This is a genomic window from Nitrobacter vulgaris, assembly GCF_002028545.1.
Taxonomy (GTDB): domain Bacteria; phylum Pseudomonadota; class Alphaproteobacteria; order Rhizobiales; family Xanthobacteraceae; genus Nitrobacter; species Nitrobacter vulgaris.
Genome location: NZ_MWPQ01000010.1, coordinates 73,064 through 89,813 on the forward strand (window position 1 = coordinate 73,064; position 16,750 = coordinate 89,813).

The 16,750-nt window shown below is 60.6% G+C and carries 13 protein-coding genes; 6 read left to right on the forward strand and 7 right to left on the reverse strand.

Annotated features, from left to right (window positions below; all coding sequences use genetic code 11):
* On the forward strand, positions 1-690 hold the full coding sequence (gene metW, locus B2M20_RS03665) for a methionine biosynthesis protein MetW (protein WP_079445788.1): 690 nt from the start codon (positions 1-3) through the stop codon (positions 688-690).
* Positions 691-1,078: 388 nt separating this feature from the next.
* On the forward strand, positions 1,079-1,693 hold the full coding sequence (locus B2M20_RS03670; protein WP_079445734.1) for a TIGR02594 family protein: 615 nt from the start codon (positions 1,079-1,081) through the stop codon (positions 1,691-1,693).
* Between the two features lie 165 nt (positions 1,694-1,858).
* On the opposite strand, the gene B2M20_RS03675 is transcribed toward B2M20_RS03670, so the two are convergent.
* Positions 1,859-2,644 (reverse strand): MOSC domain-containing protein, encoded by a 786-nt coding sequence (locus B2M20_RS03675; protein WP_079445789.1) that lies wholly within the window; start codon positions 2,642-2,644, stop codon positions 1,859-1,861.
* Between the two features lie 218 nt (positions 2,645-2,862).
* Between B2M20_RS03675 and clpB the strand changes: the two genes are divergently transcribed.
* The 4 genes from clpB to metB all read left to right on the forward strand — a co-directional run bounded on the left by clpB (position 2,863) and on the right by metB (position 11,003).
* On the forward strand, positions 2,863-5,499 hold the full coding sequence (gene clpB, locus B2M20_RS03680; RefSeq protein WP_079445735.1) for an ATP-dependent chaperone ClpB: 2,637 nt from the start codon (positions 2,863-2,865) through the stop codon (positions 5,497-5,499).
* 522 nt (positions 5,500-6,021) lie between these two features.
* Complete coding sequence (locus B2M20_RS03685; protein ID WP_079445736.1) at positions 6,022-7,854, forward strand: assimilatory sulfite reductase (NADPH) flavoprotein subunit; 1,833 nt, start codon at positions 6,022-6,024, stop codon at positions 7,852-7,854.
* Between the two features lie 17 nt (positions 7,855-7,871).
* The gene (locus tag B2M20_RS03690) at positions 7,872-9,602 is read left to right on the forward strand and encodes an NADPH-dependent assimilatory sulfite reductase hemoprotein subunit (RefSeq protein ID WP_079445790.1); all 1,731 of its coding nucleotides are present in this window, start codon (positions 7,872-7,874) and stop codon (positions 9,600-9,602) included.
* Positions 9,603-9,818: 216 nt separating this feature from the next.
* Positions 9,819-11,003, forward strand: coding sequence for a cystathionine gamma-synthase (metB, locus tag B2M20_RS03695; RefSeq protein WP_079445737.1), 1,185 nt, complete (start codon positions 9,819-9,821; stop codon positions 11,001-11,003).
* A 332-nt stretch (positions 11,004-11,335) separates the two neighbouring features.
* Here metB and B2M20_RS03700 read toward each other — a convergent pair whose 3' ends face one another.
* The 6 genes from B2M20_RS03700 to fliG form a co-directional block, all read right to left on the reverse strand.
* On the reverse strand, positions 11,336-11,722 hold the full coding sequence (locus B2M20_RS03700) for a BA14K family protein (protein ID WP_079445738.1): 387 nt from the start codon (positions 11,720-11,722) through the stop codon (positions 11,336-11,338).
* 294 nt (positions 11,723-12,016) lie between these two features.
* Complete coding sequence (locus tag B2M20_RS03705; protein ID WP_079445739.1) at positions 12,017-13,126, reverse strand: ATP-dependent DNA helicase; 1,110 nt, start codon at positions 13,124-13,126, stop codon at positions 12,017-12,019.
* A gap of 109 nt (positions 13,127-13,235) precedes the next feature.
* Positions 13,236-14,615, reverse strand: coding sequence for a sigma-54-dependent transcriptional regulator FlbD (gene flbD, locus B2M20_RS03710; protein ID WP_079445740.1), 1,380 nt, complete (start codon positions 14,613-14,615; stop codon positions 13,236-13,238).
* A 43-nt stretch (positions 14,616-14,658) separates the two neighbouring features.
* On the reverse strand, positions 14,659-15,009 hold the full coding sequence (gene fliN / locus B2M20_RS03715) for a flagellar motor switch protein FliN (RefSeq protein WP_079445741.1): 351 nt from the start codon (positions 15,007-15,009) through the stop codon (positions 14,659-14,661).
* Positions 15,010-15,023: 14 nt separating this feature from the next.
* A complete protein-coding gene (locus tag B2M20_RS03720) occupies positions 15,024-15,653 on the reverse strand; it encodes a FliH/SctL family protein (protein WP_079445742.1) in 630 nt (209 codons plus the stop codon).
* A complete protein-coding gene (fliG, locus tag B2M20_RS03725) occupies positions 15,653-16,744 on the reverse strand; it encodes a flagellar motor switch protein FliG (RefSeq protein WP_079445743.1) in 1,092 nt (363 codons plus the stop codon). The genes B2M20_RS03720 and fliG overlap by 1 nt, the downstream gene beginning before the upstream one ends.
* Between the last annotated feature and the right edge of the window lie 6 nt (positions 16,745-16,750).

Sequence of the window (16,750 nt, forward strand, 5' to 3'; positions counted from 1 at the left end):
ATGAGTGTGGAGCAGCCGGCCCTGCCGTTAGATGAGGTCGCTCCGCGGGCGGGCGACCGTTATCGCAGTGATCATCTCCTGTTGGCGGAGATGATCAAGCCAGGTTCAAAGGTTCTGGACGTCGGTTGTGGCGACGGCGATCTTTTGCAACTGCTCGAGACGCGGGGCATCGATGGCCGCGGCATCGAGCTGTCGCGGGAGGGCGTCAATCGTTGCGTGGCCAAGGGTCTTGCAGTGGTGCAGGGCGACGCCGATACCGACCTTATCAACTATCCCGACGATGCCTTCGACTACGTCATCCTGTCGCAGACCTTGCAGGCCACACGGCAGCCGAAAACAGTGCTGGAAAATCTGCTACGGATCGGCCGGCATGCTGTCGTTTCGTTTCCGAATTTCGGCTACTGGAAGATGCGTGTTCAGCTTCTGATCGGCGGCCATATGCCGCGCACGGACAACCTGCCGGCGACATGGTACGATACCCCGAATATCCATTTCTGTACCATCAAGGATTTCGTCCAGCTCTGCGACGAGATCAACGTCAAGATCGAGCGTGCGGTCGCGCTCAATCTTTACGGCCGGCCGCTGCGGTTCAACGCGCCCTGGTGGTTTTGGAATATGTTCGGGGAGCAGGGAGTGTTTCTGCTTAGCCGGGCGGAGAAGATCGCTCAGGCTTCGGCAAAGGACGAGTAAAGGTACTTTTCGTCCACTCCGCTCAAAATTTGGGTCGATCGCGTTCGTGATGATGGATCGATCGAGCTCCTGAATGGATCGAGTTCCACGCGCTCCAGGGCTCGTGGAACCGGTTTGCGGCGCAACGTGGCCAGTACCTGGCGTCTTAATAAATGGGCTTGGTAACTTACGCCTATCGCAAAATACCTTTTTAAAACATCAATTTGGAAAAATACCGCATTCTACCAAAGGCGTATTGCACCGCAGATATGCGCTACGCGCAATGCAGGTATGACTTCAAAAAGCCTGCCCCCCGTGATTTTAAGGCCCGCGTTTTCTCGGCACGACATAAGAGCGGAGTTCACCGTGACGCGTGTGGGGAAGTGGGAGGTGTCACAGGGGAGCAAGTATGTTCCAGTTAGTTGCGTTGCGCTGGTTGCCGCGTATTTTGGCACTGGCGGTGTGTTTCTTGGCCGTGGTCGCTTTTGCGATACCGGCCTCGGCTAGACCTTACTATCGTGCGGGACATTACGCGCACGTTCACTATAAACACCATCATCACGTTCACCGGCATTATCGTCATCACAGATACCGCTACACGCGGCGATTTCATGCGCGTGAGTGGAGGGACGCCAACGCCGCCTTGACTCCGGGGACGGGATTTTCAGGCGGAGGCTTGGTCTCGAATGTTGTTGCGGAAGCCAGGCGCTACATCGGAGGTAACCCCACCGGTCGTAGCCGGCTCTGGTGCGCGCGGTTCATGAACATGGTTCTGAAGCGCGCTGGACACCAGGGGACGGGCTCCGACATGGCGCGTTCATTCGCGCATTACGGGCGGCGAGTCTCCGGCCCACAGGTCGGCGCCATCGCCGTCATGGGCCGACGCGGCGGCGGTCATGTCGGCGTCGTCAGCGGTATCGATCGGCGTGGTAATCCCATTATCGTCTCGGGCAATCACGGCCATCGCGTCGCGGAGTCGGTCTATCCGCGCGGCCGCATCTACGCCTACGTCGTGCCGAACTGAGGCATATGATGCCGTTTCGCCCTCTCCTGCAAAGGAGAGGGTTTCGCAGTGAACGAGGACCGGCGGGGGCACGTTTCGACGGGCTCCCGCGCTCCGCACGGACGTCGTCCCTGCGGCCTCTCCTGCGGCGGAGCAGGAGTGGAAGGAAGAATCGCGGTCTCTCGTTTACGCGAGCGATTCCGGAAGCGTTTCGACTTTATCGTCGATCCTGATCGTGCCGCCGGTGACGACTTCCGCATAAACCCCACAATCGCAATGCCCCAGCGTTCGCATCAGCGTGCGCGGAATGTCGAGATCGCGTGCCGCGGTCTCCGGGTCGACGTTGGTGGCGGTGCATCGGACGATGCGCTTGACCACCTTGAGCCGGATGTCGCCGATCGCGAGTGTGCGCTCCAGCAAGTCGAGTTCGCTCCAGGCCGGCCAGCATCGGACGTACAGGTTGGCGCGGAAGCGTAGCGGGTGAACCGGCTGCCCCACCATTTTTTCGATCGCGGCGACACTCTCGAGATTGATGATCGAAACCACTTTCCTTGCGACGTCCGAAAAGCTGTGTCCGTTGCCGACGAGAATCTGGGGCGGTCCCCTCAGTTCCTGCGAGAAGTTGGCGGCGAAGAACCGTTCGACCGCGGCGCGGCCCTCGGCTGTTCCGAGGTCGGCGCGCACCGCCTCCTTGCCGCCAGTCCGGATTGTCAAAACTCGGCTGGTGTCGTCATAACGGCTGTGGAGCGTAGCGAGCCGCTCGTCGCGCATCAGCATCAAAAACCTGGATTTTGGGAAGTACCGAGGCACGGCAGGGTCGAATCCGGTCGGACCGTTCTCGATCGCATAGCTGCGGTCGCCAGAAACGGTCTCGCCGGGGGTAAGCATCGCGTGTTGCAAAGGTTCGGCGGACAGACCTTTGACGGGATAGCGGTAAAGGGCGGTAACGGCTGCATTGGAAATTTCGGACATGGTGTTCTTTAAAAGATTCCTGCGAGCCTTGCCATCGGCTTCGAATCTCCGAACCATGCCCCTTCATTTCCTGGGAGCGTATTCCTACATTTGTTACCGCCGGAACGATCCGGCGTCGACCGCTGCCGGTTGAGGAATGTCAATGCGGCGGCGGAACCCCAATGAGGATGCTGCTTTCGTGCCTTCGGGGCGAAGGCGGCAGGCCGAGGGAGATTTCCATGAACGTTGAAAAATATACCGAGCGGGTGCGCGGGTTCATCCAGTCGGCCCAGTCGTTGGCGATGCGTGAAGGCCACCAGCAGTTTACGCCGCTGCACATTTTGAAGGTGCTGCTCGACGACAGCGAAGGCTTGGCGGGAAGCCTGATTGATCGCGCCGGCGGAAATTCGCGCGCGATCCTGAAAGCCACCGAAGCCGAGCTCAACAGAATGCCGAAGGTGTCGGGCGCCGGAGCGGGCCAGATCTATCTGGCGCCGGCCACGGCGCGCGCGCTCGATGCCGCGGAACAGGCGGCCGAAAAGGCCGGCGATAGCTTTGTCACGGTGGAACGGCTGTTGCAGGCGCTGTCGCTCGACAAGGACAGCGACGCGTTCAAATTGCTGAAGGACGGCGGCGTCACGCCGCAGAACCTTAACGCAGTGATCAATGCGCTGCGCAAGGGGCGGACTGCGGATAGCGCCACGGCGGAAAACGCCTATGACGCGCTGAAGAAATACGCCCGCGACCTGACCCAGGCGGCGCGCGATGGCAAGCTCGATCCAGTGATTGGCCGTGACGAGGAAATCCGTCGCACCATTCAGGTGTTGTCACGGCGCACCAAGAACAATCCGGTGCTGATCGGCGAGCCGGGCGTCGGCAAGACCGCGATTGCGGAAGGCCTGGCGCTGCGCATCGTCAACGGCGACGTGCCGGAAAGCCTCAAGGACAAGAAGCTGCTCGCGCTCGACCTCGGATCGCTGATCGCGGGCGCGAAATACCGCGGCGAGTTCGAGGAACGGCTCAAGGCGGTGTTGCAGGAAGTCACGTCGGCGGACGGCGGTATCGTTTTGTTCATCGACGAAATGCACACGCTGATCGGCGCCGGCAAGGCTGACGGCGCCATGGATGCGTCGAACCTGTTGAAACCCGCGCTGGCGCGCGGTGAGTTGCATTGCGTTGGAGCAACCACGCTGGACGAGTACCGCAAGCATGTCGAAAAGGATGCGGCGCTGGCGCGGCGTTTTCAGCCGATCTTCGTGTCTGAGCCGACGGTCGAGGACACCGTCTCGATCCTGCGCGGCCTCAAGGACAAGTATGAGCAGCATCACGGCGTCCGTATCGCCGACAGCGCACTCGTTGCTGCCGCCACGCTGTCCAACCGTTATATCACCGACCGCTTCCTGCCCGACAAGGCGATTGACCTTGTCGACGAAGCGGCAGCGCGGCTGAAGATGCAGGTCGATTCCAAGCCGGAAGAACTCGATTCGCTCGACCGCGAGATCGTGCGGCGGAAAATCGAGCAGGAAGCGTTGAAGAAGGAGAACGATCTCGGCTCCAGGACGCGCCTCGCAAATCTCGAGAAAGAGTTGGTTGGTCTGGAAAAACAATCGGTGGATCTGACCTCGCGTTGGAACACCGAGAAGAACAAGCTGTCTGACGCCGCGAAGCTCAAGAGCGAACTCGATCAGGCGCGAATTGAGCTCGCCAACGCGCAACGACGCGGCGAATACCAGAAAGCCGGCGAACTGGCCTATGGACGGATTCCGGAGCTCGAAAAACGTCTCACGACCATCGAAGCCGGCGAAGACAGTACGATGATGAACGAGACGGTGACGCCGGACAGTATCGCTCAGGTGGTGTCGCGCTGGACCGGCGTCCCCGTCGACAAGATGCTCGAGGGCGAGAAGGAAAAGCTGCTGCGCATGGAAGAAAGTCTTGCGGCCCGGGTCGTCGGGCAGTCCGAGGCCGTGCGCGCGGTCGCAACTGCGGTTCGTCGTGCTCGCGCGGGCCTGCAGGATCCCCACCGGCCGATGGGCTCGTTCATGTTCTTGGGGCCCACCGGCGTCGGCAAGACCGAACTGACCAAGGCGCTTGCCGCCTACCTGTTCGACAACGAGACCGCGATGGTTCGCATCGACATGTCCGAATACATGGAGAAGCACTCGGTGGCGCGGCTGATCGGTGCGCCTCCCGGCTATGTCGGTTACGACGAGGGTGGCGCGCTCACTGAAGCGGTGCGACGGCGTCCATATCAGGTCGTGCTGTTCGATGAGATCGAGAAGGCGCACCCGGACGTATTCAATGTGCTGCTGCAGGTGCTCGACGATGGTCGCTTGACCGACGGACAGGGCCGCACGGTGGATTTCCGCAACACGCTGATCATCATGACATCGAATCTCGGCTCGGAATTCCTGGTCAATCAGCCGGAAGGGGAAGATACCGGTGCGGTGCGCGAGCAGGTGATGGAGATGGTGCGCGCGCATTTCCGTCCTGAATTCCTCAATCGCGTCGACGAGATCATTCTGTTCCATCGATTGCAAAAGCGCGAGATGGGCCGGATCGTCGAAATTCAGTTCTCAAGGCTGCAAAAGCTGCTGGAAGATCGCAAGATCGTGCTCGATCTCGACACCGCGGCACGCGACCGACTGGCCGAGAAAGGCTGGGATCCTGCCTACGGCGCGCGGCCGCTCAAGCGCGTGATCCAGCGCAGCGTGCAGGACCCGCTGGCTGAAATGATCCTGGCGGGCACCATACACGACGGTGACCATGTCGCGATTTCGGTCAAAGACGGCGTACTTACCTTCAATGGCGAGGCGCCGCTGGCCGCCAATATCGAGCAGTTCGAGCGGCCGATGCCCAGGCGCAAGCTGCACTGAGACACGTGTCAATCCTCCCTGCATCGCAGGGAGGATTGGACATTGCCGCCGGCCGGTTACGCGACCGTCGATTCCTTATGTTTGTTGGTCGATGACGCTAACGCGAGTGGGATCGACCCGGTCCTGCATCGGTTTTCATTCCGGAGAAGATCGCTCACGCTGACGATGGTCGCGCACGCTTCCGGAGTACTCGCCCGAGTTATCGCCCGAAACGCCTTACACGTGTAGGACCGGCTAGGACCGGTGTGATCCACATGATGCCGGCGCGAATCCCATAAATGCTCCCCATGCAATGCTAAAAAAGGCCGAGCGGATGAAATAATCGTTTCGCTGCTGCCACTCACCGAAGGGTATTATTCTTTTTTTCAATAACGCATTGTTTTCTCTGTCAAACTAACCCTATTCAAGGGTCCGAATTGTCGAAACTGACGCGAAAATGTATCCGTTTCGCGCAGCGTCTCGATCCGACCTGTGAAGCCTTAATTGCGGCGGCCGGCAGTTCGCTCCCGAGGTTAGCTTGCGATGACAAAATTGGAATTTCCAGGTTCAGCACTCACGACGGATCAGTGGACGCAGGTCAACCAGCTCGCGACGTCTCTCAGTCATGAACAGGCGATCTGGATCAGCGGTTATTTTGCAGGCCTCAGCCATCGGGCGCGAACTGGCGATGCGACAGCGGAAGTCGCGGAGCTTGCACCTCCTTCGCAGAGCGGCCCCACCGCCACCTTCGCGACGCGGCTCCTGACCGTCCTGTTCGCAAGCGAGACCGGAAACTGCAAGACGCTCGCCAAAGCGCTCGTCGACAAGGCTACGGCCAAAGGAATCCAGGCGCGTCTCGCCGATATGGCGGATTACAAGACGCGCGGTCTCAAGGACGAACAGGATCTGCTCGTCATCACCAGTACGCACGGCGAGGGCGATGCGCCGCAGACCGCCGTCGGTTTCTTCGAATTTCTGGAAAGCCGCAAGGCGCCGAAGTTGCCGCAGCTGCGCTATGCGGTACTGGCGCTGGGCGATTCGACCTACGAAAAATACTGCGAGGCAGGCAAGCGGGTCGACCGGCGGCTCGAGGAATTAGGCGCGCAACGCTTGACTGATCGCGTCGACTGCGATGTCGATTACGAGGACGCTGCAGACGCCTGGATTGCATCGGCCGTCGCCAATCTCGCACCGGCAGCGCAAGCGCCTGTCTCAGCGTCGGCGGCTACGACGCGGAGCGATGCGCCGTCGTCCACGGCATTCGACAAGAAGCATCCGTTTCAGGCCGCCGTTATCGACAACATCGTGCTGACCGGGCGCGGATCGTCCAAGGAAACCCGCCATATCGAATTGTCGCTTGCGGACTCGGGTTTGACCTATCAGCCGGGCGATGCGCTGGGTGTCGTGCCGCGTAACGATCCAGCGCTCGTAGAGGCCACACTTGAGAAATTATCGCTGTCCGCCGACGCTCCTGTCACGGTGAAGCAAGACACGATAAGCCTCGGCGAGGCGCTGAGCGGAACGTTCGAGATCACGGCGCTCACTCCGCGCTTTCTCGATCATTGGGCCGACATCACGGGCTCCGATGAACTGCAGGCATTGCGCGCGCCCGATCAAAAAGAGGCGCGCGCCGCCTTCCAGCACAACCATCACATTTTCGATGTCGTTAACCGGTTTCCGGCGCCAGGCATCGATGCCGCACAATTTGTCGCAGGCCTTCGGCCGTTGCAGCCGCGCCTCTACTCGATCGCCTCGAGCCTTGCCGCCGCCCCGGACGAGGCGCATCTTACCGTCAGCGCGGTGCGATACATGCTGCACGGCGTTCCGCGCACTGGCGTTGCATCCGGCTATCTCGCCGCGCGCACCGAGGCGGATGCCACGATTCCCGTCTATATTCAGTCCAACGATCACTTCCATCTGCCGGACGACGATGTGCCGATCCTGATGATCGGCGCCGGCACCGGCGTCGCACCGTACCGCGCCTTCATGCAGGAGCGTGAAGCCCGCGGCGCGTCTGGCCGCTCATGGCTGTTTTTCGGCGAGCGCAATTTCCGCAGCGACTTTCTTTATCAGGTCGAGTGGCAGGACTTGATCAAGAATGGCGTGCTAAGTCGTCTCGATCTGGCGTTCTCGCGGGACGCCGCGCCAAAAACCTATGTGCAGGATCGTCTGCGCCGCCAGGGCCGTGATGTTTACGCGTGGCTCGAGGAAGGCGCATACCTCTACGTCTGCGGCGATAGCGCCCACATGGCGCCTGATGTCCACGCGGCGTTGACCGATATCGTTGCCGAGCATGGCGGCCTCGATCGCGACGAGGCGGGCGCTTATCTCTCGGCGCTGCAACGTGATCGCCGTTATCGGCTCGACGTTTATTGAGTATTGAGGCCAGTTTGGTGGACGCAAAAACACAACCCGATCGCAGCCGCGATGTCTCGCAGCCGCTTGATAAGCTCGGGCCTGACGAGACGCTGAAAGCCAACAGCGACTATCTGCGGGGCACGATCAAGCAGAGCCTCGCCGACGAGATCACGTCGGCGGTGACGGCAAGCGACGCCAAGCTGATGAAGTTCTTCGGCATCTATCAGCAGGATGACCGCGACATTCGTGACGAGCGCCGGCGTCAGAAATTGGAATCGGCGTTCTCGTTCATGGCGCGCGTACGTCTGCCGGGCGGGGTCTGCACGCCCGGTCAATGGCTGAAGCTCGACGATCTTGCGCGCAACTACGCCGGCGATACGCTACGGCTGACCACGCGCCAGACGTTCCAGTTTCATCGCGTGATGAAGCACGACCTGCGCACCCTTATGCAGGGACTACGCGACGTCCTTCTCGACACCAAGGCGGCCTGCGGAGACGATACCCGCGGCGTCATGAGCACCGTCAATCCTGATCTGTCGAAACTGCACGCCGAAATTTATGCGCTTGCCAAGCAGGCTAGCGACCATGCGGTTCACAGGACGGGCGCCTACAAGGAAATCTGGTACGGTGCCGAGCGCGAGGAAACGGACGCTCCCGAGGAACCGTTCTACGGGCGCACCTACATGCCCCGGAAGTTCAAGATCGGGTTTGCGATCCCGCCCAGCAACGATATCGACGTCTACGGCCAGGACCTTGGCTTCATCGCCATCGCGCACCGCGGCAAGCTGAAGGGTTTCAACGTCGCCATCGGAGGTGGCCTTGGCCGGACCGATCAATCGCCAAAGACCTATCCGCGCCTTGCCAGCGTGATCGGCTATATCGACGCGGACAAGCTGTTTCCCACGATCGATGCGGTGATGTCGGTCCAGCGCGATTACGGCGACCGTCTCGACCGCTTGCATGCTCGTTTCAAATACACCATCGACGAAAAGGGCCTCGACTGGATCAAGGCGGAAGCCGAGCGTCGTCTCGGCTTCGCCTTCAAGCCTGAGCAGCCCTACACCTTCACCTCGAACGGTGATCCGCTCGGCTGGGTCAAAGGCGAGGACGGTCGCGAGCATTGCGTCCTCTACATCCAGAACGGCCGCGTCATCAACACGCCGAACTATCCGATGATGGATGGCTTGCGCGCTATTGCGCAGGTCCACAAGGGTATGTTCCGCGTCACGCCGAACCAGAATCTCATCATTGCCGATATCGCTCCTGAGGATCGGCCCGAGATCGAAGCGCTGATGAAGGAATATGGTCTCGATCAATTCGAGACCCGTAGCGGCTTGCGCCTCAACTCGATGGCCTGCGTCGCGCTGCCGACATGTGGTCTGGCGATGGCCGAAAGCGAGCGTTACCTGCCGGATCTCGTGACCAAGATCGAGGCTATCCTTGGCACTTATGGTCTCAAGGACGATCCGATCACCATTCGGATGACCGGGTGCCCGAATGGCTGCGCGCGCCCCTACATCGCCGAGATCGGCCTCACTGGACGCGCGCCAGGCAAGTACAATCTCTATCTCGGCGGCGGCTTCCATGGCGAGCGGCTCAACAAGATGTATCTGGAGAATGTCGGCGAGCCCGCGATCCTCGAAGCGCTCGATAAGACGCTCGGTCACTATTCCCGCGACCGCAAACCCGGCGAACACTTCGGCGACTTCGCTATTCGCGCCGGCTATGTCGCAGAGGTGAAGGAAGGGCGGTTTTTCAACGATTAGGTCGGTTGCGCCTGAGTTTTTGTTCAAAGCGAGAACAGAACGCGTCGCGTTCCATACGCGCAAGCTCCTTGGGATTGTGCAACGCGAATCGCGTTGGCTTCCCAGGATCGTTGTGTTCCGGAAGAAGTCCCTTAAATTTGCAAACGGCTGACCGGCGCGATATCCCGGACGGGATCGTGCCGGCCCTCGCATTTTTATTGAAAGTTCACGAACGTCATGTCCGAATCTATGAATCCGAGAACGGTCGCGGCTGCAAACGGCATCGCGGCGGAAGATACTTTCGGAGCGGTGACGCCGCCGATCTGTCTGTCGAGCACTTTCACTTGGCCAGGATTTGGGCGCAAAGGTACGCACGATTACACCCGTACCAGTAACCCCACCCGGACGCTGCTGGCCGACACTCTTGCCAAACTCGAGGGCGGCGCGGGAGCGGTGGTGGTGTCGTCGGGCATGGCCGCGATCGATCTGGTGCTGTCGCAACTCTCACGCGATGACATTGTGGTTGTGCCGCATGATTGTTACGGCGGCACTCATCGCCTGCTTCTGAACCGCCGCGACCGTGGTCACTTCAAGGTGGCCTTTGTTGATCAGAACGACCAGGCGGCGCTGACATCTGCCTTGAAGGACAAACCCAAGCTCATCCTGATCGAGACCCCGAGCAACCCCTTGATGCGCATCGTCGACATCCGGGCGATCGTCGCGCAGGCAAGGACGGTCGGTGCCAAGGTGGCTGTTGACAATACCTTCCTGTCGCCGGCGCTGCAGCGACCGATCGCGCTGGGCGCCGATTTCGCCGTTCACTCGACGACGAAATATCTCAATGGCCACTCGGACATGGTCGGCGGCGCAGTGATCGCAGCCGATCCCGGCGATGCCGAAGCCTTAACGACCTGGGCCAATATCGTTGGCACGACGGGGGCGCCGTTTGATTCTTATCTGGCGCTTCGCGGGGTCCGTACGCTATTTCCGCGCGTGGAGTGTCAGCAACGCAACGCGCAAGCGGTTGCTGAGTTTCTTGTCTCACACCCCCTTGTCGCGGCATGCCACTATCCGGGATTACCCTCGCATCCGGGTCATGCTGTTGCTAAAGCGCAGCAATCCGGCTTTGGCGCGATGCTCAGCTTCGAGTTGAGAGGAGGCGAGGTGGAGGTTGGTCGCTTCGTCGAGGCCGTGCGGCTTTTCAGCTTTGCGGAGTCGCTCGGTGGCACCGAGAGCCTGGTGGCTCATCCAGCCACGATGACCCATGCCGGAATGTCGGAGGAAGCGCGCGAGGCCGCCGGCATCACCAGCGGTCTCATACGGCTTTCGATCGGCCTGGAGGATGCCGCCGACTTGATCGCCGATCTGGACCGGGCTCTTGCTGCGACCGATCGGCCGGCTCGATCGAGTGCGAACGTCTGAACCACGACTTCAGAGTTATCTGCACGGCAAAACGCGGAGCCAACTGGCTCCGCGGCAAATGGTCCGATGTAGGCGGTGATATAGTGTTCTTGAGCGAAGCACGCCCCTCGGGCTTGACCCGAGGATTGATACCGGGCGCGTGAAGAAAACGCGTCAGATCAAAACTATGAAGCCCCGCTTCTGATTTCGTCAGAAGCGGAAAGGCTCGAGAGTCTGATTCAACGGCGTTGAATCAGACTCTGCTTTATTTTTTTCGACTGAGCATGATCTTGTCCGAAAACCGGTTCCCACTTTTCGGGATCATGCTCTCACCGCGCGATCGAATTCCGGTGTTACGGACAGGGATGACGGTATCCATCGGTGCCAAGATACGTTCCGGATGCCGGATCGTAGGAACGGAAGCGCTGCGCGCAATAGGCCACGTTCTGTTGCGCCGCCGCGGCCGCATTGGCCTGACCGGCCGCAATCGCGCCGCCGACAATGGCGCCAGCCGCCAGACCGCCGATCAACGCTCCGGCTCCATTGCCGTAGCCGTAGCCGTAGCCGTAACCAGGACCATAATATCCGCGACGATAATACTGAACGGTCTCGATTGAGGACGGGGCAGCCTTGCTCATGTTGGACTGAGCCATGAGCGGTGCTGAGGTCGCCGGAACGGAAAATGTGAGTGCAACGGAACCGGCAAACAGCGCCGTCAACAGGATTTTCGATCGCATCATTTAAGCTCCTCAACGGTGGGAATATTGGCCAAAGACATTTGTTCTATTTATTCAAAGTGTCAGATATTTAAGGCGTCACAAATCAGCGCGGCATCAGATTGCCGCGAGCGGCCGTAATTCATGTGACGATCATCGTACGATTAGTGCTCGATGGCCGCTTCATGGTTCATTTTTTAGTTCGATGACCATATAATGGCAAGCTGACCTGTTTGTGTGGATTTGCTCATATCAAGGTAAATCTCATTGGTGATGCTTCGCGGTGAAGCTGTCCTGCTTCGTGTCCCGGATTGATCATTACACCACGACGCTCAGTCGCTTTGCAGCGCGGGTGATGCCCGTGTAGAGCCATCGCGCGCGGCTGTCCTGAAATGCGAAGCTTTCGTCAAACAGGACCACGTCGTCCCACTGCGAACCCTGCGACTTATGCACCGTCAGGACATAGCCATAGTCGAACTCGTCGTAAGGTTTACGCTGTTCCCACGGAATATCCTCGACGCCTCCGGCGAAACAGTCCTGTCGCACCGAGACTTTTGTCACCTTGTGTGCAAATTCCTCGTCGGGCGACAGACGCATCGTGATGATCTTTGACTTTGAGGTGGCGCGCGATTTCACGCGCCATAGTCCGCCGTTAAAGAGTGCCTTCTTGCGGTTGTTGCGCAGGCAGACCAGCTTGTCGCCCGCCACCGGCAGCGGATCCTCGATGTTCTGCCGTTGCCGAAATCGCATGTTGTAGGAACGGCGGGTGTTGTTGCGCCCGACCAACACCTGGCCGGCATCCATCACGCGTGCCGGATCGAGATCGCCGCGCGACACCACCTCGCTTTCGCCGTAGCTGCCGATGTCGAGTTCGCGACCCTCGCGCACGTCCATCGACATCCGTACGATCGGGTCGTCCTGGGCCTGACGATGAACCTCGGTCAGCATCGCATCCGGCTCGGCATTGGTGAAGAAGCCGGCACCCTGAATCGGCGGCAGTTGCGCGGGATCGCCCAGCACCAGCAGCGGACAGTCGAACGACATCAGATCGCGGCCGAGTTCCGCGTCGACCATGGAGCATTCATCGATCACGATGAGCTTGGCCTTGGAGGCGGGCGCATCGTCCCATAGCTCGAAGCTCGGCTGCTCCTCGCCGGATTCGCGGGCGCGGTAGATCAGCGAATGAATCGTTGATGCGCCGTCGCAGCCCTTGTTGCGCATCACCAGCGCGGCCTTGCCGGTGAAGGCCGCGAATTTGACCTCTCCATCGACGCCGTCAGCGATGTGACGCGCCAGCGTGGTCTTGCCGGTTCCGGCAAAGCCGAACAGGCGAAATACCGGAGGCGTGCCGTTCTTGCCGGGTTTGGCTTTGAGCCAATCGGCGACGGCTTTCAGCGCTGTATCCTGATGCGGCGTGAAGGAGGCCATGATCTCGAAGACTAAGGAAGTCGGCGAACGATGCCGCGACTCGATCTTCGAAAGCTAACCATTCGCGGAGCGAGCGCAAGACGCATTGCCCGCGCGGTGAATCGGGTTGTCAGGCCGTTGCGACGAATGCGCGATGATCGCCGTTGCCGGGAGGCGTGATGGCGACGCCATCGTCGGCGTATTCATTCAGCTTGTTGCGCAGGGTGCGGATCGAGATGCCAAGGATGTTGGCGGCATGGGTCCGGTTGCCGAGGCAGTGCTTCAGCGTTTCAAGGATCAGGTCGCGCTCGACGTTGGCGACGGTACGGCCGACCAGCGCACGTGTCACCTGCTCGGCGGCGAGCGTGGCATGGGCCACGGCCGGCGCCGTCTTGGCGAGATCAAGACGGTCGCCTTCCGGCGTCAGGATCGCGTCGGCGCCGATTTCGTCGCCACTGGCCATCAGCACCGCGCGGTGGATGGTGTTTTCCAGCTCGCGGACATTGCCCTGCCAGCGGTTGGCGGTCAGCACGCGCTGCGCGTCCGCCGAAATCGGACGTACCGGCACGCCGTTGGCCGCAGCATATTTTTTGGCGAAATGCTGCGCGAGTTCGAGAATGTCCGCGGGACGCTCGCGCAGGGACGGTATCTTCAGGTTGACGACATTGAGACGAAACAGCAGATCCTCGCGGAAGGTGCCCTGCCGCACCGAGTCCGCAAGGTTGCGGTTGGAGGTGGCGATGATGCGGATATCCACCGGCACCGGCCGGGTGCCGCCGACCCGGTCAATCACGCGTTCCTGGATGGCGCGCAGCAGCTTGGACTGCAGCCGGACGTCCATTTCGGATATTTCGTCGAGCAACAGCGTGCCGCCGCTGGCCTCCTCAAATTTGCCGATCCGGCGCGCGATAGCCCCGGTGAACGCGCCTTTCTCATGGCCGAACAGTTCGGATTCCAGCAGATGCTCCGGGATCGCCGCGCAGTTGATCGAGATGAATGGTCGTCTGGCTCGGTTCGAGCGCGCGTGCACATAGCGCGCCAATACCTCTTTGCCAGTCCCGGATTCGCCGGTGATCATGACCGAGGCGTCGGAGCCTGCGATCTGCTGCGCCAGCTTGATGATCCTGGCCATCGCCTCGTCGCGATAAACGAGATCGCGGGAATCGTTTGCCACCGCGGCGATTACCGCAGCGATCAGTTCCGGGTCCGGCGGCAGCGGGATGTATTCCTTGGCCCCGGCGTGGATCGCCGCGACCGCCGCGCGCGCATCGCTGATGATGCCGCAGGCCACGATCGGGACATGAATATGTTCCGCCTCGAGTCGAATCACGAGGTCGCGGATATCGAGACCGACATCCATCAGCAGGAGATCAGCGCCCTTGCCGCCGCGAAGCACGGCCATTGCCTGTTCGTTGCCGGCCGCGTGGGTGACGGAGGCGCCATTATCCATGGCGATCTTGGTGGCGGTTGTGAGCTGGCCCTTCAATGTGCCAACAATGAGAAGCCGCATGGATCTGCTCCTGTTATGTATCCAGCGCTCGCAGCGCTGGCGGTCAGGCTTTCTCGGCCTTGATGATTTCGGTCATGGTCACGCCGAGCTTGTCCTCCACGAGAACCACCTCGCCCCGCGCCACGAGCCGGTTATTGACGTAGATATCGATGGCCTCACCGACACGACGATCGAGTTCCAGAACGCTGCCGGGCCCGAGCTTGAGCAGCGCGCCGACGTCCATCTTGGAGCGGCCGAGCACGGCGGACACCTGCACCGGAACGTCGAACACGGCCTCAAGGTCGGAGGCGACCCGCGAGACCTGCTCGTCCTCGCTGTATCCAACGTCGTCGATCGTCGGCGCATCGGCGGCGTTGAGGTCGGGAAGCGGAACCTGGGTGTCGTTATCGCTCATTGTTCGCTACCATCTCAGGGAGTGCCGTTCGATTTGCGTGTCGTCATGTAGCCGCGCACCAGTTCGTCGATCTTGGCGTCTATGGCCGCCCGTTCCAGCACGATCCCTCCGTCGGCCCATTCGATCTTGCAGTCGCCGGTCGCGACATCGGGCTCGGCGAGAATGACGAGTTGTCCGGCGAACCCGCTCTGTTTCGCCATACACTCGATCTGACTGCGTACTGCGTCGTAGAGTTGATCGTTGATCCGGACCACGAGATGCGGCGTGGCCACCAGGTGCCGGAAACAGTCGCGGACTAGCGCGATGATTTCCGCCGATTGCTCGGCTGCGATCAATTCGCTGCACAGTTTGCGCGCGACCGCGATGGCGACATCGACCGCCTCGGTCTCCATTCGCATTTCGACGCCCGCGAAACGTTGGGCGATTTCCTTGATACCCGCGGCGCTGCCCTCGATCGCCAGCGCCACGCGGTGATCGCACTGCACCTTGGCTTCGCGCTGCGCAGCCTCGAAGCCCTTTTTATAGGCCGTGGCCTCCGCGGCCGCGATCTGCTGCGCGATTTCCAGAGCCGTAGGCGCCCGCTCCCGGGATTTATGCGGAGCCGAGAAGTCCGTATCGAACAGAAATTTTGCCGGACCGTTCATCAGTACACCAGCTCGTCGTCGGCGCGGTTTTTCGACAGCATGATTTCGCCCTTGGCAGCAAGGTCCTTGGCGAGATTGACCAGCAGCGCCTGTGCTTCGTCGACGTCGCGCAGCCGGACCGGCCCAAGCGCCGCCATGTCGTCCATCAGCATCTTCGCGGCACGGGATGACATGTTGCCCATGAAGAAGGCGCGAACCTCTTCGTTGGCGCTCTTCAGCGCAATACCGAGCTTGTCCTTGTCGACGTGGCGCATCAGGGTCTGTGCCGAACCCGCATCGAGCTTCACGAGATCGTCGAACGTGAACATCAGCGCCTTGATGCGTTCGGCGGACTCGCGGTTATCCTCTTCCAGCGAGGTGATAAAGCGGGTCTCTGTCTGACGGTCGAAATTGTTGAAGATTTCCGCCATCACCTCGTGGGCGTCGCGGCGGTGGGTCTGCGACAGGTTGGACATGAATTCGCTGCGGAGCGTCTGCTCGACGCGCTCGATCACTTCCTTCTGCACCGCTTCCATCTTGAGCATGCGACCGACGACATCGAACGCCATGTCCTCGGGGAGGATGGCCAGCACCCGTGCGGCATGTTCGGGCTTCAGCTTCGACAGCACCACTGCGATGGTTTGCGGATATTCGTTCTTGAGATAGTTCGCGAGAACTTCCTCCTGAACGTTTGACAGCTTTTCCCACATGTTGCGACCGGCAGGGCCCCGGATTTCATCCATGATTCCGGTCACTCGCTCGGCGGGGAGATATTGAGTCAGAAGCCGCTCGGTTGCATCGAAATTGCCCATGAGCGCGCCCGACGCCGACATCCGCGAGACGAATTCGAGTAGCAGATCCTCAACCACGTCGGCCTCGACCGTGCCGAGGGTGGACATTGCCAGCGACAGGTCACGCACCTCGTCATCGTCCAGCATGGCCCAGACCTTGCCGCCGTACTGTTCGCCCAGCGCCAACATCATCACCGCCGCCCGTTTTGGCCCACTCATCGGCTTGGACTTGGGACGGGCGCTTTGCCGGCTCGCAAGCGTGGCGACGACGCTGTTGATGTCGTTGGCGTTTGGGTTGGTCGTGGTTTGCGGTACTGACATGTCAGA

What these genes read in the sequence shown, in the direction of transcription:
- metW (WP_079445788.1), top strand. Translation starts at nt 1, where the DNA reads ATGAGTGTGGAGCAGCCGGCCCTGCCGTTAGATGAGGTCGCTCCGCGG.
- B2M20_RS03700 (WP_079445738.1), bottom strand. Translation starts at nt 11,722, where the DNA reads ATGATGCGATCGAAAATCCTGTTGACGGCGCTGTTTGCCGGTTCCGTT.
- B2M20_RS03670 (WP_079445734.1), top strand. Translation starts at nt 1,079, where the DNA reads ATGTTCCAGTTAGTTGCGTTGCGCTGGTTGCCGCGTATTTTGGCACTG.
- B2M20_RS03720 (WP_079445742.1), bottom strand. Translation starts at nt 15,653, where the DNA reads ATGAACGGTCCGGCAAAATTTCTGTTCGATACGGACTTCTCGGCTCCG.
- B2M20_RS03705 (WP_079445739.1), bottom strand. Translation starts at nt 13,126, where the DNA reads ATGGCCTCCTTCACGCCGCATCAGGATACAGCGCTGAAAGCCGTCGCC.
- B2M20_RS03675 (WP_079445789.1), bottom strand. Translation starts at nt 2,644, where the DNA reads ATGTCCGAAATTTCCAATGCAGCCGTTACCGCCCTTTACCGCTATCCC.
- clpB (WP_079445735.1), top strand. Translation starts at nt 2,863, where the DNA reads ATGAACGTTGAAAAATATACCGAGCGGGTGCGCGGGTTCATCCAGTCG.
- fliN (WP_079445741.1), bottom strand. Translation starts at nt 15,009, where the DNA reads ATGAGCGATAACGACACCCAGGTTCCGCTTCCCGACCTCAACGCCGCC.
- fliG (WP_079445743.1), bottom strand. Translation starts at nt 16,744, where the DNA reads ATGTCAGTACCGCAAACCACGACCAACCCAAACGCCAACGACATCAAC.
- B2M20_RS03685 (WP_079445736.1), top strand. Translation starts at nt 6,022, where the DNA reads ATGACAAAATTGGAATTTCCAGGTTCAGCACTCACGACGGATCAGTGG.
- metB (WP_079445737.1), top strand. Translation starts at nt 9,819, where the DNA reads ATGTCCGAATCTATGAATCCGAGAACGGTCGCGGCTGCAAACGGCATC.
- flbD (WP_079445740.1), bottom strand. Translation starts at nt 14,615, where the DNA reads ATGCGGCTTCTCATTGTTGGCACATTGAAGGGCCAGCTCACAACCGCC.